Below are 22,529 nucleotides of genomic sequence, written 5' to 3' on the forward strand. Positions count from 1 at the left end.
AATGGATCAGGCTGGCATTTCCGATCGCGGGCCGGAACGGTGGCCAAAGAACTGGAATGTCAGCGATCCCCAGCTGATTGCCGAGACGTTTTCCAGCCGCATCTGGAAGGTGCGGCTGGCCGACGGCAAACCGGCCGTGGTCAAGGCGCTCAAGCCGTTCGACGATGTCGCCGACGAATTGCGCGGCGCACATTATCTCAGCTGGCGCGACGGCGTCGGCGCCGTGCGCCTGCTCGGCTTCGAGGGGCACGACATGCTGCTCGAATATGCCGGCGAGCGATTGCTCGTCGATGAACTGAACGATCACGGCGACCGCCACGCCACCGACATCGCCAACGAGGTGATGGCGCAGCTGTTTTCGCCGTCCGACGTCCCGCCTCCTGCCGATCTGCAGCCGCTGCGGCAGCGCTTCGACAGCCTGTTCAAGAAGGCCGAACTCGATCGCGACGCCGGGCTTGCAAGCCCCTACCGGGACGCATCAGTCATTGCCGAGCGTCTGCTGTCCGATCCGCACGAGCTGCGCGTGCTGCATGGCGACCTGCATCACGACAACATCCTTTTCGGCGAGCGCGGCTGGCTGGTCATCGACCCCAAGGGCATCCTTGGCGATCCGGGTTTCGACGCGGCGAACTTCTTCTACAACCCGCTTGACCGGCACGACGACCTCTGCGTCGATCCTCAGCGCATCGCCTACATGGCCGAGGTCTTCGCCAGGACGCTGGGGCAGCGCCCTGACACGATCCTGGATCACGCCATCGCTTGGGGCTGCCTGTCGTCGTCCTGGCACGCCGAGGACAAGAACGACGAGGACGAGGCGAGCGAACTCGCCGTCGTCGCAGCCGTCAGAGCTGTTCGCGCTAGCTTCTGACCGCGACGTCGTTTTCAAGGGGATATGCCCCCTTGGTCGCGCGCCAATGCGCCGTGGCAAAGATCAGCACGATCAGCGCAAAACCCTGATGCAGCAGCGCCCAGTGCATATGCGCCTGCATCAGCAAGGTGCCGACGCCGATTGCCGCCTGCGCAACGATCAGCAAAGCCAGCACCCAGGCCCGGCGGGAATGGGTCGTGCGCGGCGCCTGTGTCATTGTCGTGAACGCATGCCAGAACGCCACGACCAGCACCGTATAGGCGAACATGCGGTGGACGAACTGCACGGTCTTCGGGCTTTCGAAGAAGTTGCGCCAGACGGGCTCGATGACCAAAAGGTCGCCGGGGATGATGGCGCCGTCCATCAGCGGCCAGGTGTTGTAGGAAAGGCCGGCATGCAGGCCGGCAACCAGGGCGCCGAGATAGATCTGGAACATCACCAGCAGCACCATGATGCCCGCGAAGCGCTGGATGCGCCGGTCCGCCGGCGCCTCCGAATAGGTCGCAAGGCCGCGCGCGATGTAGGCGACAGCGGTGACGATGATGCAGGCGAAGGTGAGATGGATCGCCAGCCGGTACTGGCTGACCGAGACACGCTCCGACAACCCCGAGGCGACCATCCACCAGCCGATGAACCCCTGGAACCCGCCGAGCGCCAGCAGGCCGACGAGGCGCGGTTTCAGCCGCCGCTCGAGGCGGCCCGAGATCCAGAAGAAGGCGAGCGGAATGGCAACGAGGAAGCCGACGCCGCGGGCGAGCAGGCGATGGGCCCATTCCCACCAGAAAATGCCCTTGAACTCGTCAACGGTCATGCCCTTGTTGATCTGCTCATATTGCGGGATCTGCTGATACTTCTCGAACTCCTCCTGCCATTCGGCCTGGTTGAGCGGCGGAATGACGCCGTGGATCGGCTTCCATTCGGTGATGGAGAGACCGGAGCCGGTCATGCGGGTGGCGCCGCCGACCATGACAAGCGCAAACAGCACCAGCAGCACGAGATAAAGCCAGCCGCGAACCAGCGTGCGGTTGTGCAGCTCCCTGTTGCGCTCGGCAAGCGGTGCGGCAGTGTTGGTCATGGCTGACATTACAATCTTTCCCGGCAATCGTTCCCGGCAATCGTTCCCGGCTCATCGAAACCGCGGGACTGGTGGACCATGATGGCCCCGCTGGCAAGTTCGGCCCACGCGACACGCAGTCGCGCCGGCCACCCTACCCGGTTGCACCGGCTGGCCAGAGCGACTATGCGAAGCCTGGACAAAGGATGAAGAAATGCCCGTGCGCGTCAAGAAGCTGATCGGAACCGTGCTGCTGGTGCTGCTGGTCGTCGTCTACGCGCTGATCGCGACCATGGTGGCTGTTGCCCAGCTGTCGCAATCAGGCCCTGTCACCCACCTGCTGTTCTTCTTCCTCAGCGGCCTGCTCTGGATCCTGCCTGCGATGCTGATCATCAAATGGATGGTCAAGCCATCCAAGACCGCCGGTCACTGAACCTACACAGTCACGAGCTTGCGACCGCCATTGGTGATCAATGTCGTCGCGCCCGACAGCATGGCGCGCATCGATGCGAGATCCTGGTAGCGGCCGTTGACCGAAATCCGCGGCAAAGCATGCATATGCGCGGCATGGCCGGGTACAAGAACGCCGTGCCGGGTCGTGACCGCCGACACGAAGCCGGCCTGGCGCGCCAGATGGGTCTCGCGCATGCCAGCCGCCGCCGCATAGCCGTAAGGATAGGCGAAATGCTGCGGTGCCTCGCCCAATTCGGCCTCGATCAGACTGCGCGAGCGGTGCATCTCGCGCAGCGCCTTGCCGGCTTCGAGGCGCTTGAGATTGCAGTGATGGACCGTGTGGGCCCCGATCGTGACCAGCTTGTGGCTGGCGGCTCGCCTGATCTCGGTCCAATCCATCAACAGGTCGCGGTTCGGCGCCGAGGCGTCGACGCCAACCTGCTCGGCCAGGCCGCGCAGCACCTGCCGCTGATCTTCTTCCGACACTTCCGACGTCAGCCAGTCGGACAGTTCAAGGAAAGCGCCTTTGCGGTCACGCGGCGTAGTGCATTCGAATGTGCGTTGCTCGCCCATGACCGTGGCCGTCACCGGCTTGCCGGCTTCGACGATGTCGTCGAGAACCTCCCACCACAGGTCGGCAGCACCCGAGGTGAGCCCCGGCGCGACATAGATGGTGATGGGCGCGCCATGGCTCTCGAGAACCGGCAAGGCCTCGATGAGATTGTCGCGATAGGCGTCGTCGGCAGTGAGCGCTGCGAAGGGCCCCTTCGTGCGGCCGGAGCTCAGGCGGCCGACAACCTCATCCATGGAGACGAAGGCATAACCGAGCCGCTTCATCTCGCCGATAAGCACGTCGAGAAAGCCGGGCGTTATGGTCAGATGACGATTGGGGCCGTCGGGCCGGTCGAGCAGCGCACTGACCCGGTGCAGCATGAGGATAACGCCGACGCCGCCCACCAGCGGCTTGGCCAGAGCGCCAAGCCCACCATATCCGATCAGCAGGAAAGCCAGCTTTCTGGCTATGTCGATCATTCCTTCACCTTTGGCGCCTAGGCTCGGTGGCGTCGAGCATACCGAGGAATGCTCCATATATGCCGACCAATAGCCGGCAAGGATTGAAGTATGGTTGACGCTACTGCCCCCAGCGAAAACAATGCCTTGCTCCGTCATGCTGCCGCCACCGGCAACGCGACGACGGCAGTTGTGCTGGCGGCTTCGTGCGATGCGTTGAGCGCCTACGGCAAGTTCACCAATATCCATGCGCCGGCCCAGAGCCCGGAATGGGTTGCCGCCTGGATCGAGACCAGCAAACCCGACGCCATCCTGGCCACTTTGAACGCCAATGGCCGGCCGGTCATGTCGCTTGCCCTTGAAGTCGTCCGCGAAGGGCCGTTTCGCATTGCCAGGTTCCTGGGCGGCAAACATGCCAACGGCAACTTTCCGGCTGCCGACAGGAACTGGCTTGCGGCGGCCAGTGCCGATGACATCAGCGTCCTCGTCCGCGCAATCGGCACGGCCCGGCCGGATATCGACCTCGTTGCCTTCGACCGCCTGTTCAGCGACCTCGATGGCCTGCCCAATCCATTGCTGAGGCTGCCGTCGGCGCCGAGCCCGAATCTCGCACTTGCCGTCGATCTCGACGGCGGCTTCGAGCGCGTGCTGACGCGAACCAGCGGCAAGAAGAAGCGCAAGCGGCATCGCAGCCAGGAGCGAAAATACGAAGCTCTCGGCGGCGCACGGCGCACAATGGCAACGACGACCGTCGAGGCCAATGCCATGCTCGACGCGTTCTTCGCCATGAAAGAGCAGCGCTTTGGCGCGATGGGCATCACCGACGTGTTTGCCGAGACCAACGTACGCACATTCTTCCGCAAGCTGTTCGTCGACGCGCTGGCAAGCGAACATCCATCCTTCGTCCTGCACGGGCTCGAGGTCGGCGGCAAGTATCGCGCGGTGACCGGCTCGAGCCGTGCCGGAAATCGACTGATCTGCGAGTTCGGCGCCATATCAGACGACGAACTGGCCCATGCCAGCCCAGGCGAATACCTGTTCTTCGACAACATATCAGAAGCCTGCGGCCAGGGCTTCGGTGTCTACGATTTCAGCGTCGGCGACGAGCCTTACAAGCGGCAGTGGTGCGACCTCGAGATCCAGCATGCCGATGTGCTGGCGCCGCTGACGGCCAAGGGCCGCGTCTATGCGCTTGGCCTGAGGTCGCTGTCGCGCGCCAAAAGCGTCGTCAAGAACAACGACAGGATGTGGGCGCTGATCAAACGCTTGCGTTCAGGCGTGCGCGGCAAGCCGGCCGCGGCGGCGCCCCCCGAAGAAGATTAGCTCAGGCAGCCGTCCGCGTCGGCTGCGGCGTCGTCGGCAAGTGATGGCCGACCGGGGTCACCAGGATGACGTCCTCGTAGCCGCCGGCGCGCAGGCCGTCGGCGACATAGGCAATCTCATCGTCATGGCGGAGGAAGCTGACCAGCACCTCGGTGCCGTCGCCGACCAGCCGCGTGATTTCGCCGGCGTCGGCCGGGCCGCATTCGACGACGACGAGGTCATAGGCGGTCGTCAGCGAGTCCATGATGATCGGCAGACGGTCGGCGGCACGCATGGCGCGCGCCGGATCGGCTGTGCCGACCGGCATGACATCGCAATCGGAATAATGGTCGGCGCGGATGACATCGGTGAACTGGGCTTCGGAGGCGAGCAGGTTGGTGATACCGGGATAACGGCCACCATCGAGCATCGGCCCTGCCGCGGCACCCGAAGCGGTCAAATCGAGCAGCAGCACGCGCAGGCCGGAATCTGCGACTTCGCGGGCAACCAGTACCGCCGTTGCTGCCGCATCGTCGCCCTCGGGTGAAACGAAGATGGCACGCGCGGCCCCCCCGGCAATCAGCCTTTCCGCCGCCGTCTCGATGCTGATGCCGCCATGGGTCGGCGCTTGCATGGGTTCTGCAGCAGGCTCATCGGCGACGGCAAGATCGTCCTGCGTATCGACCATCTCCTGCGGCTCGCCGTCGACGTCGGCAAGCGGAGCTGCAACCGCCGGCTCTTCTGCTTCAACCCAGGCCCTGGGCGCATCATCTTCCGGCAGCTCGGCGGCGTGGCGCGCCGGCATCGCCACCGTCACAGGTGTAACGCGGGCGCCGGCGGCTGGGCGCATGGCGCGACCGGAGAACAACTCCTGCAGCAGGGTGAAGATCGCCATCAGCAGCAGCGAACCGACGAAGGCGGCGCCGACGATCGGGACGACCTTGGGAAAGTAGGATTCGGACGGAACGATCGCTGTCGAAAACACCCGCGCGTCGACCGGCAGATAGTTGCGGTCCTGACGCGATGCGGCCTCGCGATAGCGGGTGAGATAGGATTCGAGCAGCGCGCGCTGGGCCGCGGCCTCGCGCTCCAAGGCGCGCAGTTCGACCTCCTCCTCGGAGACGCGGGCCGACTCGACCTTCAGCCGGTTGAGGTCGGCGACAAGCTGCTTTTCGCGCAGGTCGGCGCTGCTGGCCTCGTTGACCAGTCCGACAAGCACCTTTTCAGCCTGCGAGCGGATCTGCGCGTCGAGGTCCGAAAGCTGGGAATTCAGCGCCCGGATGCGCGGATGATTGGGCAAAAGCGATGTCGAAAGATCGGCGATATCGGCGCGCAGCTGAATCTGGCGCTCGCGCAGGCGCTGGATCAGGCCAGATGACAGCACCTCCGGGATGGCGTCGATCGACCCGCCGCTCTTCAAGGCCTGGCGCACGCTCTGCGCCGTGGCCTCGGCGGCCGAACGGCCGGCACGGACACGCGACAGTTCGCTCGAAAGTTCGGACAGCTGCTGGGTGGCAAGTGCGGAATTGTTCTGCCCGACGAGCAGGTCGGATTGCGAGCGGAAGCTGGCGACCTTGGCCTCGGCATCCTTGACGCGCTTGTTGAGGTCGGCGATCTCCGGCTTCAGCCAATCGGTCGCCTCGGTGCTCGACTCGAGCTTCGAGCCGCGCTGGAATTCGAGATAGGCCTCTGCGATCGCATTGGGCACCGCCGCCGCAAGCTTGGGATCGGCCGAAGAGAACTGGATGACGATGACGCGCGATTTTTCGACGCGATAGACGGTCAGCTGTTCGCGGAATGCCTTGAGCACGCGCTCTTCGGGCGGCAGCTCGCTGGGATCGCTCTTCAGCCCGGCAATCACCAGCAGGCGCGATATCGTCGACATCTCCGAAGCGGCGTCGAACTCCGGCAGGCTGGCGAGGTCGAGCTTCCTGGCAACCTGCTTGAGGATGTCGGTCGAACCGATGACCTCGACCTGGCTCGTCACCCCCTCCTCGTCGAGGATCGGACGTTCGTTGTCGCCGCTGCCGTCGGGCCGGGTGAAGACGGACTCGCGCGTTTCGATCAGAAGTCGGGTCTCGGCGCGGTATTTCGGCGTCGCCAGCGAAGTCAGCACGAAGGCAAGAGCAGTGACGGCAACCGAAAACAGCAGCAGGCGCAGCCAGTTCCTCGCAAGACTGGCGAAGAGCTGACGCAGATCGACATCGACATCACCGGCAGTGGATTGGACGCCAGACATGCAGTTCCTACTCCGAGGCTGAGCAGACTGCACGGTAAACAAACATGGTAACCCATGCGTTAACGACGCAACCTCATATACAACCCAGGCCATGCAAGATGGGCCACGTCCTTTACCGGGCATTAACCCTAACAAGTCGATAACTGGCGCGAACCAATACTCCGCTGCATGGCGGCAAGCCGTCGAAGGTGTGTCTGCAGAAATGAAAAGCTCCCTTCCCATTTGCCATGCGCTTCTCGCAGCCATGCTGGTCGTCAGCGGCTGCTCGAGCTACCGCCCCGCGCCTGCTGCCTTTCATGAAGTGCTCGACCAGCCTTACCGTCTCGGCGCCGGCGACCGCATCCGCGTCACCGTCTTCGAGCAGGAAAGCCTGACCAACACCTACAGCGTCGACCAGTCGGGCTACATCTCCTTCCCGCTCGTCGGCGGCGTCCCGGCGCGCGGCTATACTGCGCAGGAGGTCGAAAAGGCGCTGGCCGCCAAGCTGCGCCAGGGCTATCTGCGCGATCCCGACGTTTCCGTCGAGGTCGATCGCTACCGGCCGATCTTCGTCATGGGCGAAGTGGGTGCGGCCGGCCAGTACTCCTATGTTCCCGGCCTGACCGTCCAGAAGGCCGTGGCCATGGCCGGCGGCTACAGCGCCCGCGCCAACCAGGGCAATGTCGACATCACCCGCGACATCAACGGCAAGGTGATGACCGGCCGCGTGCTGACCACGGACCCGCTTCTGCCCGGCGACACGATCTACGTGCGCGAGCGGCTGTTCTAAGCCGCCGTGCAGCAGACCCCGCTCCGCCAGCTCAGGATCGTCCATTGCTTCAGGTCGCCGGTCGGCGGCATCTTCAGGCATGTGCGTGATCTGACCGAAGCCCAGGTGGCCGCCGGCCACCAGGTCGGTATCATCTGCGACTCGACCACCGGCGGCGAGCATGAGGAGCGCCTGTTCGAGGCGATCCGGCCGATGCTGGCGCTCGGCATCAGGCGCACGTCGATGCAGCGTCATATCGGGCCAGGCGACATCGCGGCGGGCTGGCGCACCTACAAGATCATCAAGGAATTGCGGCCGGACGTGCTGCACGGGCATGGCGCCAAGGGTGGTGCCTATGCGCGTGCGTTCGGCTCACTGTTGCGGGTTTCAAGGTATTGCGTGGCCCGCCTCTATTCGCCGCATGGCGGCACTCTGCACTATGACGAAAGGACGATGACCGGAAAGCTGTTCTTCGGGCTCGAACGCCTGATGGAGCGTTTCACCGATCATCTGCTGTTCGTCTCCGACTACGAACGCCGCACCTTCATCCGCAAGGTCGGTGAGCCGCGCGTGCCCAACAGCCTGGTCTATAACGGCCTGCGCGACGCGGAATTCGAACCGGTAGCGGCTCAGCCCGATGCCGCCGACTTTCTCTACATCGGCATGATGCGCGACCTGAAGGGTCCCGACATGTTCATCGACGCGGTGAAGGCGGCAAGGCAGGAACTCGACAAGGACGTCACCGCTGTCATGGTCGGCGACGGCGAGGATCTGCCGCGCTACCACGCGCAGGTCGAAAGGCTCGAGCTCGACGGCAAGATCCGCTTCCTTGCGCCGATGCCGGCGCGCCAGGCATTTGCGCTTGCCCGCTTCGTCGTCGTGCCGTCGCGCGCCGAGGCGATGCCTTACATCGTGCTCGAGACACTTGCCGCCGCAAAGCCGATCGTGGCGACCGCCGTGGGCGGCATTCCGGAGATTCTCGGAGCCCGGTCGCCGGCGCTGGTCAATCCGGACGCTGGCGAAATCAGCCTGAAGATGATCGAGGCCTTCCGGTCGCCTGCTGCCTATGCCGCCGCGATGCCCGACACCGCCGAGCTCAAGGCCCGTTTCGGCGTCGACGTGATGGCCCGCGAAGTCGAGAAAGCCTACTTCTCCGCGCTGCCGAAAAAACGCACCTGAAATACGCCACAAGACAATTTTGTTGCTCAAGGGTTTCTTAGCTCATCTTTGATATGTCAATCTGGCAAACGGGCGACCGGCCAACAGATCGACGACGATGAACAACTTCGACCCAAAGCGCCGCTTCACCCCGGAAGCCGTGAAGGCGGCTGACGGCGACGGCAAATCGACCGACAAGGCCAAGCTGAGCAATGTCGCGCAAGAGGTGGCAGCGCAGTACCGTCGCGACACCATGTCCCCGGTCATGCTCAGCGGCATCCTGCGCCTGACCGAATTCGGCATGCTTTTCGTCACGGGCTTGGCACTCTATGCCTATCACGTCGGATTCCTCGGCCATCTGAGCTGGCAATATCCGCTGGTCATCCTCGCCGCCTCGCTGGCCGCGATCGTCCTTTTCGAGATCATGGACTGCTACCAGTTGCAGTCGCTGATGCGGCCGGGCGTCTCGCTGGGACGGATGGCGCTGTGCTGGGCCACCACCTTCGCCCTGATGGCGGTCACCGCCTTCTTCATGAAGGTTTCGGCGGAGTTTTCGCGCCTGCTGTTCGGCAGCTGGTTCGTCATCGGGCTGGCGCTGCTCGTCGTCCAACGCCTGATCATGGCACGGGTCATCCGGCGCTGGGCCCGCAACGGCCGCATGGAGCGGCGGGCAGTCATCGTCGGCGGCGGCAAGGCAGCCGAAGTGCTGATCCGCTCGATCGAGCAGCACCCCTACAATGACATCCGCATTTGCGGCATCTTCGACGACCGCGACGACCGGCGCTCGCCGCCGATCGTCGCCGGCTATCCCAAGCTCGGCACCGTCTCGGAACTGTTGGAATTCGCCCGCATCGCGCGCATCGACATGCTGATCGTGTCGCTGCCGCTGACGGCCGAAACCCGGGTTCTGCAGCTGCTCAAGAAGCTCTGGGTGCTGCCCGTCGACATCCGCCTGTCGGCGCACTCCAACCAGTTGCAGTTCCGGCCGCGCTCCTATTCCTATATCGGCGCGGTGCCGATGCTCGACATTTTCGACAAGCCGATCAACGACTGGGATTCGGTCGCCAAGCGCGCCTTCGACATCATCTTCAGCCTGTTCGGCATCGTCGTCTTTTCGCCCGTCATGCTGGCAACCGCGATCGCCATCAAGCTCGACAGCAAGGGCCCGGTGCTGTTCAAGCAGAAGCGCCACGGCTTCAACAACGAGGTGATCGAGGTCTACAAGTTCCGCTCGATGTTCACCGAGCTGTCCGACCCCTCGGCGAAAAAGACGGTGACCAAGAACGACCCGCGCGTCACCCGCGTCGGCCGCATCATCCGCAAGACCTCGATCGACGAGCTGCCACAGTTCTTCAATTCGCTGTTCGGCAGCCTGTCCCTGGTCGGCCCGCGCCCGCATGCGATTGCGGCGCAGTCGCACAACCTGCTCTACAATGAAGTGGTCGACGGCTACTTCGCCCGCCACAAGGTCAAGCCCGGCGTCACCGGCTGGGCCCAGATCAATGGCTGGCGCGGCGAGATGGACACCGACGAGAAGATCCGCAAGCGCACCGAGTTCGACCTCTACTACATCGAGAACTGGTCGCTCTGGTTCGACATCAAGATCCTGTTCCTGACGCCGATCCGCCTGCTCGACACGGAAAACGCCTATTGAGCGCGATCAGCTATGATCTGCCGCGGGCCGCGATCAACGCCAAGCTGATCGGGCTCATCTCCACCGGCGCCATTGCGCTGGGCGTCTTGCTGTCGGGTTTCGTCATCCGCGAGCCGGCGCCTTACGAACTCTATATGGCCGGGCTGATCGCGATGTGGTCGCTGTTTGGCCTGCGCATTTCGCGTGCCATCACCCCGTTGCTGGTGCTGATCGTGACCTTCAACATCGGCGGCATGATTGCGATGACACAGATGGCGGAGCTGATGAACACGCCGCTCTATCTCGCCGTGTCGCTGTTCCTCGGCTTCACCGCCATCTTCTTCGCCGCGGTCACCGAAGCCGATCCGAGGCTGTTCAGGGTGATCTTCCTGTCCTGGGTGGCGTCGGCAGTGGTTACCTCGGTGCTCGGCATGCTCGGCTATTTCGGCGCCGTGCCCGGGGCGGAGATGTTCACCAAATATGGCCGCGCCGCCGGCGCCTTCCAGGACCCGAACGTCTTCGGGCCCTTCCTCACCTTGCCCGGCATCTACCTGCTCTACCGCGTGCTGACCGGCAATCCGCTCAAGATGGCGATCTATGCGGTGCCGCTGCTCATCGTCACCGGCGGCATCTTCCTGTCGTTCTCGCGCGGCGCCTGGGGGCTGTTCGGCGCCTCGGCCATCCTGCTCACCGGCTTCCTGTTCCTGCAAAGCGACAGCGGCAGGTTCCGGCTGCGGATCGTGGTGATGAGCATTGCCGCCATCGCGCTGCTGACCGTCGCACTGCTGATCGTGCTGCAGATTCCCAGCATCGCAGAACTGTTCACCACACGCGCCCAGCTCGTCCAGGATTATGACGGCGCGCGGCTCGGCCGCTTCGCCCGCTACGCAATAGGCTTCCTCCTGGCGACGGAGAAACCCTTCGGCATCGGACCGCTGGTGTTCGGCCAGATCTATGGCGAGGACACGCACAACATCTGGCTCAAGACGCTGATGGACTATGGCTGGCTCGGTTTTGCCAGTTACCTCTCGCTGATCGTCTGGACCGTCGCCGCTGGGTTCCGCATTCTGCTGCGCAACCGGCCCTGGCAGCCCTATCTGCTGTCGGCCTATGTCGTTTTCCTCGGCCATATCGCGCTCGGCACCGTCATCGACACCGACCATTGGCGCCACTTCTACCTGCTGCTCGGCCTGATCTGGGGCTCGATCGCGCTCGAAGCCCGCCACCAGCGCGCCCAGACCTCGCCCGCCTACTGACGCCTCGCCCGGTTTCTGACTCGCCGGCGACGGGCCCCGTTGCACACAAGATTCGCGTTTTGTGAACGGTCCGGCACCGTTTTGCCGGCTCAACTCAGCGTGACCGCTTTGTGAATCAGAGTGACCGATCAGCCTATGGCAATCGGAAAGGTAGGCGCCTATCTCACAGTGGTCAGCGAGACGGCAAAACAACAACCGCCGCTTCGCTACCGAAAAAAGAAAGGAATACCCCCATGAAGAAGATCATCCTCGCCGCTTCGGCAATCACTCTGATGTCTGGTGCGGCATTTGCTTCGTCCGCAGAAGGTGTTGTTGCCAAGTTCGACCCGGCAGTTCGCGTCATTACGCTCGAAAGCGGCCAGAGCTACTCGGTTCCGCGTGACGTTGCTATCCCGTCGATCCAGACCGGCGAGAAGGTTTCGATCCAGCTCAACGACGAAGGCGACAAGGTACAGGGCGTGCTCCGCTAAGCGGAAACCGCGATATCCCTGAACTGCCGATACCACCGAAAAAGCCACGGGCCCTCCCACCCGTGGCTTTTTTTCGTTTGCGACGCCTGGCTCGCGGCACGAAGCGCAGATCCGCCCCATCGACCGCTACCTTGCCTCACACAGCATACACGGACGCACAGTTTCGCTCCGCAAGCCTCCACAATCCACACACGCACGACAATCCGGACACGCAGGGCCTGGCTGCGACCACAGCCATCCGCACAACGGCGCAACCAGACTCGATGTTGCGCCAGGGTCGTTGCGCACAACTGCGCCGATTTGTGAACGGTCCGGCACCGGTTTGCCGGCTCAACTCGGCGTGACTGCTTTGTGACCGAGAGTGACCGCTCCAGCTATGGAAATCCAAAAGTTAGGTGCCTATCTATCAGTGGTAAGCGGAACGACAAAACAACGAACCGTTGATCCGCTACCGAACATTGAAAGGACTAAAACAATGAAGAAGATCATCCTCGCCGCTTCGGCTGTCGCAATGATGTCAGGCGCCGCATTTGCTTCCTCCGCGAACGGCGTTGTTTCTCAGTTCAACGAGCAGGCGCGCGTCATTACGCTCGAGAGCGGCCAGAGCTACACCGTCCCGCGCGACGTCGCCATCCCGGCGATCCAGGCTGGCGAAAAGGTATCGATCCAGCTCAACGACGAAGGCGACAAGGTCAATGCCGTTCTCCGCTAAGGCGGAACAGCCTTGACGGCCTGACTTGCCTCACAAGCTGGCCACTTCAGCAAAAAGCCATGGGTCCTCCCACCCATGGCTTTTTTTTGCGCTTCAAGACATGCCTGACACGGGGTCCGTAGGCGAAAACAATCGCGCGAACGGCCGTTCGCCATCGGAGTTTCAACGATCCCGCGGCACGTTCGCGTGATCGAAACGTGTCTCGAGTTTACCTGTCAGCGTGTAACAAGCACGGCCAGCTGATCGTAGTTGACGGTATCAGCAAGGTGCCCCGCAGCAAAAGCAGCACCTCGCACAACCCCATCAGGAGAACGATCATGAATAAGCTCATCTTGGCTGCCGCCGCATTCGCACTCTTCTCCGGCTCGGCTCTCGCCTCCGACGCCAGCGGCGTCGTCACCCGCTTCAACGCCGACACCCGCGTCATCACGCTCCAGGGCGGCGACAGCTACACCATCCCGCGCGATGTCGCCCTGCCCTCGGTCAAGGTCGGCGACAAGATCTCGATCCTCTTCAACGACGAAGGCGACCAGATCCGCAACGTGCTGGCCGGCCCTGACATGATGTGAGCCCGCCACGGCAAGACGACAGTGAAGGCATGGGCGCACTCCACGCCCATGGCTTTTTGTTGCACCCGGTCACGCCTGTTGCGCCCGGCCCGGCCGCGGCCGACCTCTGCCCGAAAGTTCTCGGGCGATCGGAACTTCAAGCCGGTGCGACACCGTGACAGCGACAAAAGCGCGTGAGCTATTCGTGTTAGTTGTTTACCGAACCAAACCAACGGCAGGCCGTTTCTTCTCTGCACAAAGCAATTGGCGTCTCCCTCCCGGATCCAAGCTTTGGTCATCAAGCAACAGGAGAAGTACAATGAGAAAGCTCATCCTTGCCGCCTCCGCCCTCGCCCTCATGTCGGGCGCAGCCCTTGCCACCGAGGTCGATGGCACCGTTGCCAAGTTCAACCCGGCGGTCCGCGTCATCACGCTCACCAATGGCGAGAGCTTCACCATCCCGCGCGACGTCGCGATCCCGCCGCAGCTGGCTCCCGGAAAGCGGGTGGCCATCGACCAGCATGACAACGGCGCCAAGATCGAATCCGTGATGGTGGACGCGGCAAGCTAGCGTCCGGCCCATCCTCCCACCCCGCAGGTAGCAGACAACGCCATGGACGCCAGTCAGCGTCCGTGGCGTTCTTCCTTTCGACAAGAGGTGCCATCCAGGGCAGCGAAAAATGGGCACGGTGTCTGGATTCGAACCGCCCAGTCCGGGGCCTGCTGCAATCCCACACGCCCTCTGATACGGTCAAAGGTACCGCCATTCCCGCCGGCAGGAGAAGCCATGAGCGACCTGACTACTGCGATCCTTGTTGCGGCAAACGCGCATCATGGCCAGGTCGACAAGGCGAGGCAGCCCTATATCCTGCATCCGCTCCGGGTGATGCTTGCGGTCAACAGCGACGAAGAACGGATAGCCGCCGTCCTGCATGACGTCGTCGAAGACACTGATGTCACTTTGGACGAACTGCGGAGCAAGGGGTTCGGTGTTGTGGTTGTCCAAGCGGTCGACGCGCTCACACGCCGGGATGATGAGCCCTATGTCGACTTCATCAAGCGGGCGCGCGCCAACGAGATCGCGCGACGCGTCAAGATCGCCGACATCCTTGATAACACCAACCCCGACCGCGTGCGGGCCGCTGGGCTTGGGGAGCAACATCTCGATCGCTACCGCGAAGCACTTCAAATGCTGACAGACGCCGAGAGCCAATCCTGATCGCCGACCACCTGCACCACCGCAGTCGACGGCAACACCGTCCGCTGCAACGGCCCGGCGCCTGACAGCACGGCTCGGACAAACCATTCTCGACGCCGAAAAGATCGAAGCGAGATGGTAAATGTAAACCTTGGGGAAATCGGCAAACCGCAACCTGGGGGATGGCGGTTAAGTCTTTGTTCTAATGGTCGGAGTGGCCGGATTCGAACCGACGACCCCTTGACCCCCAGTCAAGTGCGCTACCGGGCTGCGCTACACTCCGGACCGGTCGCGATGTATCTTGATATGACCGCTTCGGTCAACCCAATTCGTCGGCTTTCCCGCCAACTTCTTCATTCGCGAGCAGAATATTCTAGTCGGCCTGACCGGCCTCAACGAACCTGGTCGAGCAGGCGCTTGCATTCGAGCAGATCAAACAGCGCCTCCTGCAGCAAGGCGCGGTTGTCGCGCGACAGCTTGCCGGAATCGGCTGCCACCGGTCCCTCGTCGTCGCCCTTGCCCAGGCCGAAGAAGCGGCGGCTCGGCTTGGCGCGAGCCTCACCGACCAGCATCTCCTCATCGGGGCCGCGCGGCTGCGCTGCCGGCGTCAGCGGCGCCTCGGCCTGCTTGCGCTGGGCGATTGCCTCGACGGCCTTCATGTCGCCGCTGCCGATGGCGACCAGGAACTGGTTGCCATTGTCGCGCAACAGCTTCTGCACGCCCTTGATGGTGTAGCCCTGTTCGTAGAGCATGTGGCGGATGCCCTTGATCAACTCGACATCCTGCGGCCGGTAATAGCGCCGGCCGCCGCCGCGCTTCATCGGCTTGATCTGGGTGAAACGGGTTTCCCAGAAGCGCAGCACATGCTGCGGCAGATCAAGGTCTTCGGCAACTTCGCTGATGGTGCGGAAGGCGTCGGGGCTCTTGTCCATGGTCGCCACTTTCGCAAAAAACGATTCGTGATCCATTTCAGCGCTTTGGGCAACAACATTCAAGCCCGGTGCGAATCACGCACCAGGCTATCAACCGGATTATCGGGAGCTGGCTGCCTACTTCGAGGCCTTGGACTTGCCGTTCTGGTGAGCCCGCAGGATGCGGCTCTTGAGCACGTTGGATGCCTTGAAGGTCATCACCCGGCGCGGCAGGATCGGCACTTCTTCACCCGTCTTGGGGTTGCGGCCGACACGTTCGTTCTTGTCGCGAACGTGGAAGGTGGCGAAAGACGACAATTTCACCGTCTCGCCACGCACGATTGCTTCGCAGATTTCGTCGAGAACGGTTTCGACCAGCTGCGCCGATTCCGTGCGCGACAGGCCGACTTTCCGATAGACGGATTCAGCGAGGTCGGCACGTGTCAGTGTCTTTCCCCCCATGCGACGGGCCCCATCCTCAATATCTGAAATCCAGCAACGCGCCGGAGGTTAAGTAATTGATCCGTCAAGGTCAAGGACCGATCCGATGACCTTTTCAAGACACCGCGCGGAGGCCTGAGCCTGCGCGCTCACCACCTCACGAGCACGGCGCCCCAGGTGAAACCGCCGCCCATCGCCTCAAGCATGACAAGGTCGCCCTTCTTGATGCGTCCGTCGGCAACGGCAGCCGAAAGCGCCAGCGGCACCGAGGCGGCCGACGTGTTCCCGTGCAGATGCACCGTCACGACGGCCTTTTCCTCGGCAATGCCGAGCTTCTTGGCCGAGGCATCGATGATGCGCTTGTTGGCCTGGTGCGGCACGAACCAGTCAAGTGTGTCGGCTGATACACCGGTCTGGGCGAAGACGTCCTCGATCACGTCGGTGATCATGCCCACCGCATGCTTGAAGACCTCGCGGCCTTCCATCTTGAGATGGCCGACAGTGCCGGTGGTGGACGGACCGCCATCGACATAAAGCTTGTCCTTGTGCGTTCCGTCGGAGCGCAGGCTGGCGGCCAGCACGCCGCGGTCGGCGATGGTGCCCGCACTTTCTTCAGCTTCCAGCACCAGCGCTCCGGCGCCGTCGCCAAACAGCACGCAGGTCGAGCGGTCGGTCCAGTCGAGAATGCGCGAAAACGTCTCGGAGCCGATCACCAGCACGCGCCTGGCAAGGCCGCCCTTGATGTAGAGGTCGGCGGTGGTGACGGCGTAGACGAAGCCACTGCACACGGCCTGCATGTCGAAGGCGAAGCCATGGCGCATGCCGAGCCGGTTCTGGATCTCGACGGCTGTGGCGGGAAAGGTGTTGTTCGGCGTCGAGGTGGCGAGCACGATCAGGTCGATGTCGTCAGGCGTCAGGCCGGCATTGTCGAGCGCTGCGCGGGCCGCAGCCTCACCGAGCGAGGCCGTCGTCTCGTCGTCGGCGGCGATGTGGCGCTGGCGGATGCCGGTGCGCTGGGCGATCCACTCGTCCGAGGTCTCGACCATGCCTTCGAAATCGGCGTTCTTCATGATGCGGCGGGGCAGCGCCGAACCAATGCCGCGCACAACTGATCTGATCACGTTGAAAAATCCTATTCCTGATCTTCGACCGCGGCCGCGGGGCGACCCATTGCAGCATGCGGGTTGCGTGCATGAAACAGGTCGAGGTCTGCTTCGATACGGTCGAGCAGCCGGTTCCGGACCATATCATAGGCCATTTCGATGGCAGCGGCGAAGCCGTCGGCGTCAGCGCCGCCATGGCTTTTCACCACGATACCGTTGAGGCCGAGGAAGACGCCGCCATTGGCGCGGCGCACGTCCATCTTCTCGCGCAGCCGGTCGAAAGCGCCCTTGGCAAAGAGATAGCCGATCTTGGCCATCAGCGTGCGGCTCATCGCTTCGCGCAGATAGCCGGCGATCTGGCGTGCCGTGCCTTCGGCGGTCTTGAGCGCGATGTTGCCGGAAAAGCCCTCGGTGACGACCACGTCGGTGGTGCCCTTGCCGATGTCGTCGCCTTCGACGAAACCCTGGTAGTTCATCGAGGCCATGTTGGCCTCGCGCAGCATGCGCCCGGCTTCCTTGACCTCTTCCTGGCCCTTGATCTCTTCGACGCCGACATTGAGCAAGCCGACAGTCGGCCGATCGATGCCGAACAGGGCGCGCGCCATGCCGGTGCCCAGAATGGCGAAATCGGTGAGCTGGTGCGCATCCGCGCCAATGGTGGCGCCGACGTCGAGCACGACGCTCTCGCCGCGCGCCGTCGGCCACAGGGCGGCGATTGCCGGGCGGTCGATCGTCGCCATGGTGCGCAGGCAGAATTTCGACATCGCCATCAGCGCGCCGGTGTTGCCGGCGGAGACGCAGGCGTCCGACGTGCCCGACTTGACCGCTTCGATCGCCTTCCACATCGACGACTTCCAGCGCCCCTGGCGCAGCGCCTGGCTCGGCTTGTCGTCCATGCGCACGGCGACCTCGCAGTGCACGAACTCGCTGACGGCAGCAAGCTTGGGATACTTGGCCAGCTCGGGACGGACCACTTCTTCGCGGCCATAGATGATGAAGCGAATATCGGTGCGCCTGATGGCGACCTTGGCCAGGGCAGGAATGATCACGGAAGGGCCGTGATCGCCACCCATGGCATCAATGGAAATCTTGATCACGCGTCGGTCATCTCACTGTTGGCGTAGCTGGGCACGCAAAAGTCCGGCGAAAGTAACGGTTTTGGGCAACCGCACAACCGGGATTACGCGAAACGGCAGGCGTTTTCAAAGCTTCTTGGATATTAGGCGGAGCTTTTTCTGGAATTCGCTCTCGACTGGCTCGACATCGTCATCGTCAGTACTGGCGACCGCGACGCCGGTCTTGCGCGGATAAGGGTCGATGGCGAGGCCGAAGAACTCCTCGGCCAGCGCGCCCGCATCGATGGTGTCGCCGGTGAAGGTTTCGGGCGCGTCGGGGCCCTCGGCGTCGAGCAGGATTTCGCCGGCCGCGTTGAAGCCCTGCCTGGCAAGCTTGGAGTCCTCGGGCAGGAAAACGCCCTCGACATCCTCGTCGATCACCGCCTCGACAGGCTCAAGCGTGACGACGCAGGCCTGGGTGATCGCTGCCTGGACCCGACCGCGGACCTTGACGCCATTGCGCTTCCACTTGGTGACAAGCAGGTCCGCCTTGTAGCGTTCGACCGACGTCAGGCCATGCACCTCAGCCAATGCGGCACGCTGGGCGGCATCGGCATCGACTGTTACAGCCATGCCCTTCTGCGGCAGCCTGGCGACATTGACCTTGAAGGAAACCGGACTCTGGGTCTCGTCAGGCATCATGGGGTGGCCTCCTTCAGGCTGCCTGTGGCGCCGGATATGACAATTTGCCGGCACATATGTCTTCCGATGGCTGCTCGGCAAGAGCGCGATTCGCCGCAAAGACATATTCGGCGAGTGCTGCGGCTTCCGGCCAGTCCTGCACCTCGGGGCGGACATTGCGCAAAAGTGCTGCGGCAAGCGCCGGATGATCATCGCCTTCGAGCGCGTTCTTGTAGGATTCTGTGCGGCCGTAAAACATCTTGGCCAGCTTCTTCATGCGCTTGGGCACGCCGACGTCGCTGATGCCGAGCTCGCGCAGCGAATGGTCGACATCGAGGAAGAACTCGTCGATCAGGCGCTGGGCGATGTCGGCCGCAGCCCCCGGCTCGCCGCGCAAACGATGCTGAAACAGGAACATGTGCAGCGAAAGCATCTCGAAACGGCCAAGCGGCGTGTCGGGAACATTCCATGCGGAATAAAAAGGTTCCTGCCGCGCGGCTGCCACGATTCGTGTATAGAGCGCCTCGGTGATGGCGCGATTGGCCTGGCGTTCACGGCCAAACAGACGCTTAAACATTTTGAGGGCGGTCTCCCGGGGACCCGTTTCGCTTAGTGGCCTTGTTGCATCGGCGCGCAAGCTGGTTTACCGGTTTTGCGGCTTCGCGCAAGCAGGGGCTCTGGCACGACAGGATGGAGTTGTTGTTGCACTCGCTGAAATTCAAGATGCCATTTTCGTTGCGTCCGGCTGGCGCCGTGTCGCTGATCGTGGCCGCTGCCGCGCTGTCGGCATGCAACACCTCGAAGACGTTCGGTGACCTGACCCCCAGCGAGACGCTGACCCAGGGCTATGTCATCGACCAGCAGTCGATCGACTCCGTGCCGGTGGGCTCGAGCCGCGAGCAGGTGCTGCTCGCTCTCGGCACGCCGTCGACGACGGCGACCTTCGACAATGAGGTGTTCTACTACATCTCCCAGACGCGCCGGCGCGCCGTCGCCTTCGCCAAGCCGAAGCTGATCGAACAGCGCGTGCTGGCCGTCTATTTCGGCGCCGACGGCCGCGTCTCGAACATCGCCAATTACGGCCTGCAGGAAGGCAAGGTGTTCGACTTCATCTCGCGCACGACGCCGACCGGCGGCAAGGACCAGAACTTCCTCGGCCAGCTGCTTTCGGGCGCGGGCAAGATGGGGTCGAGTGCTGCCAGCAGCATCTTCGGCAACTGATCCGCCCACTGAGGTTCAGAAATCTCAGGCAACAGGACCCGCGGAAGCAATTCCGCGGGTTTTTCTTTGGGCTGGACAAGGCCTACGAAAAACCCCGCCCGCAGAGGCTGCGGACGGGATCAATGGTTCTGCCTCAGAGAGGCAAGCAGTTCGAAAGGATCAGCCGCCGCTGTGCGCGAGCACGGCAAGCAGCAGAAGGGCGACGATGTTGGTGATCTTGATCGCCGGGTTCACTGCCGGGCCGGCAGTGTCCTTGTAGGGATCGCCGACGGTATCGCCTGTCACAGAGGCCTTGTGGGCCTCGGAGCCCTTCAGGTGCTTGACGCCGTCCTTGTCGGTGAAGCCGTCCTCGAACGACTTTTTGGCGTTGTCCCAGGCACCGCCGCCTGAAGTCATCGAAATCGCAACGAACAGGCCGTTGACGATGACGCCGAGCAGCGAGGCACCGAGGGCGGCAAAGGCCGAGGCCTTGGAGCCCGAGATCAGCAGCACGCCGAAATAGACGACGAGCGGCGCCAGCACCGGCAGCAGCGACGGAATGATCATTTCCTTGATCGCCGCCTTGGTCAGAAGGTCGACGGCGCGGGCGTAATTGGGCTTCGAGGTGCCCTTCATGATGCCCGGATCCTCGCGGAACTGCTTGCGCACCTCCTCGACGATCGAGCCTGCGGCACGGCCGACGGCGGTCATTGCGATGCCGCCGAACAGATAAGGAATGAGGCCGCCGAAGATCAGGCCGGCGACGACGTAGGGGTTGGACAGATCGAACGACACCGTGCCGATGTCGGCGAAATACGGGAACTGCGCGCTGTTGGCGGCAAAGTACTGCAGGTCGTAGCTGTAGGCGGCAAACAGCACCAGAGCGCCGAGACCGGCCGAGCCGATGGCGTAGCCCTTGGTGACGGCCTTGGTGGTGTTGCCGACCGCATCAAGCGCGTCGGTCGAATGACGCACTTCCTTGGGCAGGCCGGCCATTTCGGCAATGCCGCCGGCATTGTCGGTGACCGGGCCGAAGGCATCGAGCGCCACGATCATGCCGGCAAGGCCGAGCATGGTGGTGACGGCAATGGCCGTGCCGAACAGGCCGGCAAGCTGAAAGGTGGCGATGATGCCGCCGACGATGACGATGGCCGGCAGCGCCGTCGATTCGAGCGATACGGCCAGGCCCTGGATCACGTTGGTGCCGTGACCGGTGACCGACGCCTGGGCGATCGAATTGACCGGGCGCTTGTTGGTACCGGTGTAGTATTCGGTGATGACGACGATCAGCCCTGTTACCACCAGGCCGATCAGGCCGCAGATGAACAGGTTCTGACCCGTGATCACGACACCACCCCCGGTGCCGATTTCACCCCAGCCGACAGTCAGCGAGGTCGCCGCCCCCAGGCCGACGATCGAGAGAAGGCCGGTGACGATCAGCCCCTTGTAGAGCGCGCCCATGATCGAGCCGTTGGAGCCGAGCTTGACGAAGAACGTGCCGACGATCGAGGTGATGATGCAGGCGCCGCAGATGGCGAGCGGGTAGAGCATCACGTTGGAGAGAACCTCGGTTCCGCCGAAGAAGATGGCGCCGAGCACCATGGTGGCGACGACGGTCACGGCATAGGTTTCGAACAGATCGGCGGCCATGCCGGCGCAGTCGCCGACATTGTCGCCGACATTGTCGGCGATGGTTGCGGGGTTGCGCGGATCATCCTCGGGGATGCCGGCTTCCACCTTGCCGACGAGATCGCCGCCGACATCGGCACCCTTGGTGAAGATGCCGCCGCCGAGACGGGCAAAGATCGAGATCAGGGAAGCGCCGAAACCGAGCGCCACCAGCGAATCGATGACGACGCGGTCGGCAGGCGCATGGCCCATCGGGCCGGTCAGAACGAGATAGTAGACGGAGACGCCAAGCAGAGCGAGGCCGGCCACCAGCATGCCGGTGATCGCACCCGACTTGAAGGCGATGTCGAGGCCGGCGGCGAGGCTGTTGGAGGCGGCCTGCGCAGTGCGCACATTGGCCCGGACCGAAACATGCATGCCGATGAAGCCGGCAGCACCTGAAAGCACTGCACCAATCAAAAAGCCGATCGCCGCGGTCGCGGAAAGCAGCCACCATGCGAGCAGGAACACGACGACGCCGACGATGGCGATGGTGGTGTATTGGCGCGCCAGATATGCCTGCGCACCTTCTCGGATGGCGGCGGAGATTTCCTGCATGCGCGCATTGCCCTGGTCGGATGCAAGCACCGACTGAGTCGCCCAGATGGCGTACAGGACAGATAGCAGGCCGCAGGCGATGACGACGTAAAGCATTGTCATTGCCAATTTCTCTTCCCTGATTGTGCCCGGAATTCCCCTCCCCGGGCTAGTGAACGAGACCGGCAGCCTCTCATTGGTTTCCGGCCCCTGGCGAACAATCCGAAACAGGGCAGCGCACGTCAAGATATCGAAAAGGTGTTTCTCGGCTTTCGCCGCCCCG

23 protein-coding genes and 1 tRNA gene are annotated in these 22,529 nt (G+C 63.2%); 13 read left to right on the top strand and 11 right to left on the bottom strand.

Going from position 1 to position 22,529, the window contains the following annotated elements; genetic code table 11:
* The first annotated feature begins 1 nt into the window (after position 1).
* Positions 2–868 carry an aminoglycoside phosphotransferase family protein gene (locus N7E70_RS19860; RefSeq protein ID WP_154385564.1) on the top strand — a complete coding sequence of 289 codons (867 nt, stop codon included), beginning with the start codon at positions 2–4 and terminating at the stop codon, positions 866–868.
* On the opposite strand, the gene N7E70_RS19865 is transcribed toward N7E70_RS19860, so the two are convergent.
* The gene (locus N7E70_RS19865; protein ID WP_154385565.1) at positions 858–1,952 is read right to left on the bottom strand and encodes a COX15/CtaA family protein; all 1,095 of its coding nucleotides are present in this window, start codon (positions 1,950–1,952) and stop codon (positions 858–860) included. The genes N7E70_RS19860 and N7E70_RS19865 overlap by 11 nt on opposite strands.
* Before the next feature lie 184 nt (positions 1,953–2,136).
* Between N7E70_RS19865 and N7E70_RS19870 the strand changes: the two genes are divergently transcribed.
* Positions 2,137–2,355 carry a DUF2842 domain-containing protein gene (locus N7E70_RS19870; RefSeq protein ID WP_067962901.1) on the top strand — a complete coding sequence of 73 codons (219 nt, stop codon included), beginning with the start codon at positions 2,137–2,139 and terminating at the stop codon, positions 2,353–2,355.
* Positions 2,356–2,357: 2 nt separating this feature from the next.
* On the opposite strand, the gene N7E70_RS19875 is transcribed toward N7E70_RS19870, so the two are convergent.
* Positions 2,358–3,407, bottom strand: coding sequence for a polysaccharide deacetylase family protein (locus N7E70_RS19875; RefSeq protein ID WP_154385566.1), 1,050 nt, complete (start codon positions 3,405–3,407; stop codon positions 2,358–2,360).
* A gap of 90 nt (positions 3,408–3,497) precedes the next feature.
* Here N7E70_RS19875 and N7E70_RS19880 point away from each other — a divergent pair, with 90 nt between their 5' ends.
* Positions 3,498–4,709, top strand: coding sequence for a GNAT family N-acetyltransferase (locus N7E70_RS19880; RefSeq protein WP_263007369.1), 1,212 nt, complete (start codon positions 3,498–3,500; stop codon positions 4,707–4,709).
* Between the two features lies 1 nt (position 4,710).
* Here N7E70_RS19880 and N7E70_RS19885 read toward each other — a convergent pair whose 3' ends face one another.
* Positions 4,711–6,927, bottom strand: a complete 2,217-nt coding sequence (locus N7E70_RS19885; RefSeq protein ID WP_263007370.1) for a GumC family protein — start codon at positions 6,925–6,927, stop codon at positions 4,711–4,713.
* Positions 6,928–7,129: 202 nt separating this feature from the next.
* On the opposite strand from N7E70_RS19885, the gene N7E70_RS19890 reads away from it, so the two are divergent.
* From N7E70_RS19890 to N7E70_RS19930, 9 genes are all read left to right on the top strand, one after another.
* Entirely contained in the window at positions 7,130–7,696 is a 567-nt protein-coding gene (locus N7E70_RS19890; protein ID WP_067962914.1) for a polysaccharide biosynthesis/export family protein, read from the top strand.
* 6 nt (positions 7,697–7,702) lie between these two features.
* Entirely contained in the window at positions 7,703–8,854 is a 1,152-nt protein-coding gene (locus N7E70_RS19895; RefSeq protein WP_263007371.1) for a glycosyltransferase family 4 protein, read from the top strand.
* Positions 8,855–8,951: 97 nt separating this feature from the next.
* Entirely contained in the window at positions 8,952–10,487 is a 1,536-nt protein-coding gene (locus N7E70_RS19900; RefSeq protein WP_067962920.1) for an undecaprenyl-phosphate glucose phosphotransferase, read from the top strand.
* Positions 10,484–11,722 (top strand): O-antigen ligase family protein, encoded by a 1,239-nt coding sequence (locus N7E70_RS19905; RefSeq protein WP_263007372.1) that lies wholly within the window; start codon positions 10,484–10,486, stop codon positions 11,720–11,722. Before N7E70_RS19900 ends, N7E70_RS19905 begins: the two co-directional genes overlap by 4 nt.
* Positions 11,723–11,955: 233 nt before the next feature.
* A complete protein-coding gene (locus N7E70_RS19910) occupies positions 11,956–12,192 on the top strand; it encodes a DUF1344 domain-containing protein (protein ID WP_192317000.1) in 237 nt (78 codons plus the stop codon).
* 475 nt (positions 12,193–12,667) lie between these two features.
* Positions 12,668–12,904 carry a DUF1344 domain-containing protein gene (locus N7E70_RS19915; protein ID WP_067962929.1) on the top strand — a complete coding sequence of 79 codons (237 nt, stop codon included), beginning with the start codon at positions 12,668–12,670 and terminating at the stop codon, positions 12,902–12,904.
* A gap of 317 nt (positions 12,905–13,221) precedes the next feature.
* A complete protein-coding gene (locus tag N7E70_RS19920) occupies positions 13,222–13,473 on the top strand; it encodes a DUF1344 domain-containing protein (protein ID WP_067962934.1) in 252 nt (83 codons plus the stop codon).
* Positions 13,474–13,771: 298 nt separating this feature from the next.
* Positions 13,772–14,023 (top strand): hypothetical protein, encoded by a 252-nt coding sequence (locus N7E70_RS19925; RefSeq protein WP_067962937.1) that lies wholly within the window; start codon positions 13,772–13,774, stop codon positions 14,021–14,023.
* Positions 14,024–14,239: 216 nt separating this feature from the next.
* A complete protein-coding gene (locus tag N7E70_RS19930; RefSeq protein ID WP_067962940.1) occupies positions 14,240–14,671 on the top strand; it encodes an HD domain-containing protein in 432 nt (143 codons plus the stop codon).
* A 185-nt stretch (positions 14,672–14,856) separates the two neighbouring features.
* Here N7E70_RS19930 and N7E70_RS19935 read toward each other — a convergent pair.
* The 7 genes from N7E70_RS19935 to N7E70_RS19965 all read right to left on the bottom strand — a co-directional run bounded on the left by N7E70_RS19935 (position 14,857) and on the right by N7E70_RS19965 (position 19,418).
* Positions 14,857–14,933 (bottom strand) — tRNA-Pro (locus tag N7E70_RS19935).
* 109 nt (positions 14,934–15,042) lie between these two features.
* Positions 15,043–15,582 carry a MerR family transcriptional regulator gene (locus N7E70_RS19940; protein WP_067966704.1) on the bottom strand — a complete coding sequence of 180 codons (540 nt, stop codon included), beginning with the start codon at positions 15,580–15,582 and terminating at the stop codon, positions 15,043–15,045.
* Positions 15,583–15,699: 117 nt separating this feature from the next.
* Positions 15,700–16,023, bottom strand: a complete 324-nt coding sequence (locus N7E70_RS19945) for an integration host factor subunit alpha (protein WP_067962942.1) — start codon at positions 16,021–16,023, stop codon at positions 15,700–15,702.
* Positions 16,024–16,151: 128 nt separating this feature from the next.
* The gene (locus N7E70_RS19950; protein ID WP_182575608.1) at positions 16,152–17,123 is read right to left on the bottom strand and encodes a beta-ketoacyl-ACP synthase III; all 972 of its coding nucleotides are present in this window, start codon (positions 17,121–17,123) and stop codon (positions 16,152–16,154) included.
* 11 nt (positions 17,124–17,134) lie between these two features.
* Entirely contained in the window at positions 17,135–18,202 is a 1,068-nt protein-coding gene (gene plsX, locus N7E70_RS19955) for a phosphate acyltransferase PlsX (RefSeq protein ID WP_182575607.1), read from the bottom strand.
* A gap of 105 nt (positions 18,203–18,307) precedes the next feature.
* Complete coding sequence (locus N7E70_RS19960) at positions 18,308–18,862, bottom strand: YceD family protein (protein WP_067962952.1); 555 nt, start codon at positions 18,860–18,862, stop codon at positions 18,308–18,310.
* Positions 18,863–18,875: 13 nt separating this feature from the next.
* A complete protein-coding gene (locus N7E70_RS19965) occupies positions 18,876–19,418 on the bottom strand; it encodes a ubiquinol-cytochrome C chaperone family protein (protein ID WP_067962955.1) in 543 nt (180 codons plus the stop codon).
* A 113-nt stretch (positions 19,419–19,531) separates the two neighbouring features.
* Here N7E70_RS19965 and N7E70_RS19970 point away from each other — a divergent pair, with 113 nt between their 5' ends.
* Positions 19,532–20,062, top strand: coding sequence for an outer membrane protein assembly factor BamE (locus tag N7E70_RS19970; RefSeq protein WP_185910153.1), 531 nt, complete (start codon positions 19,532–19,534; stop codon positions 20,060–20,062).
* A 159-nt stretch (positions 20,063–20,221) separates the two neighbouring features.
* On the opposite strand, the gene N7E70_RS19975 is transcribed toward N7E70_RS19970, so the two are convergent.
* The gene (locus N7E70_RS19975; RefSeq protein WP_067962958.1) at positions 20,222–22,369 is read right to left on the bottom strand and encodes a sodium-translocating pyrophosphatase; all 2,148 of its coding nucleotides are present in this window, start codon (positions 22,367–22,369) and stop codon (positions 20,222–20,224) included.
* Positions 22,370–22,529 lie beyond the last annotated feature (160 nt).

This window comes from Aminobacter sp. NyZ550 (assembly GCF_025628925.2).
GTDB classification, from domain to species: Bacteria; Pseudomonadota; Alphaproteobacteria; order Rhizobiales; family Rhizobiaceae; genus Aminobacter; species Aminobacter ciceronei.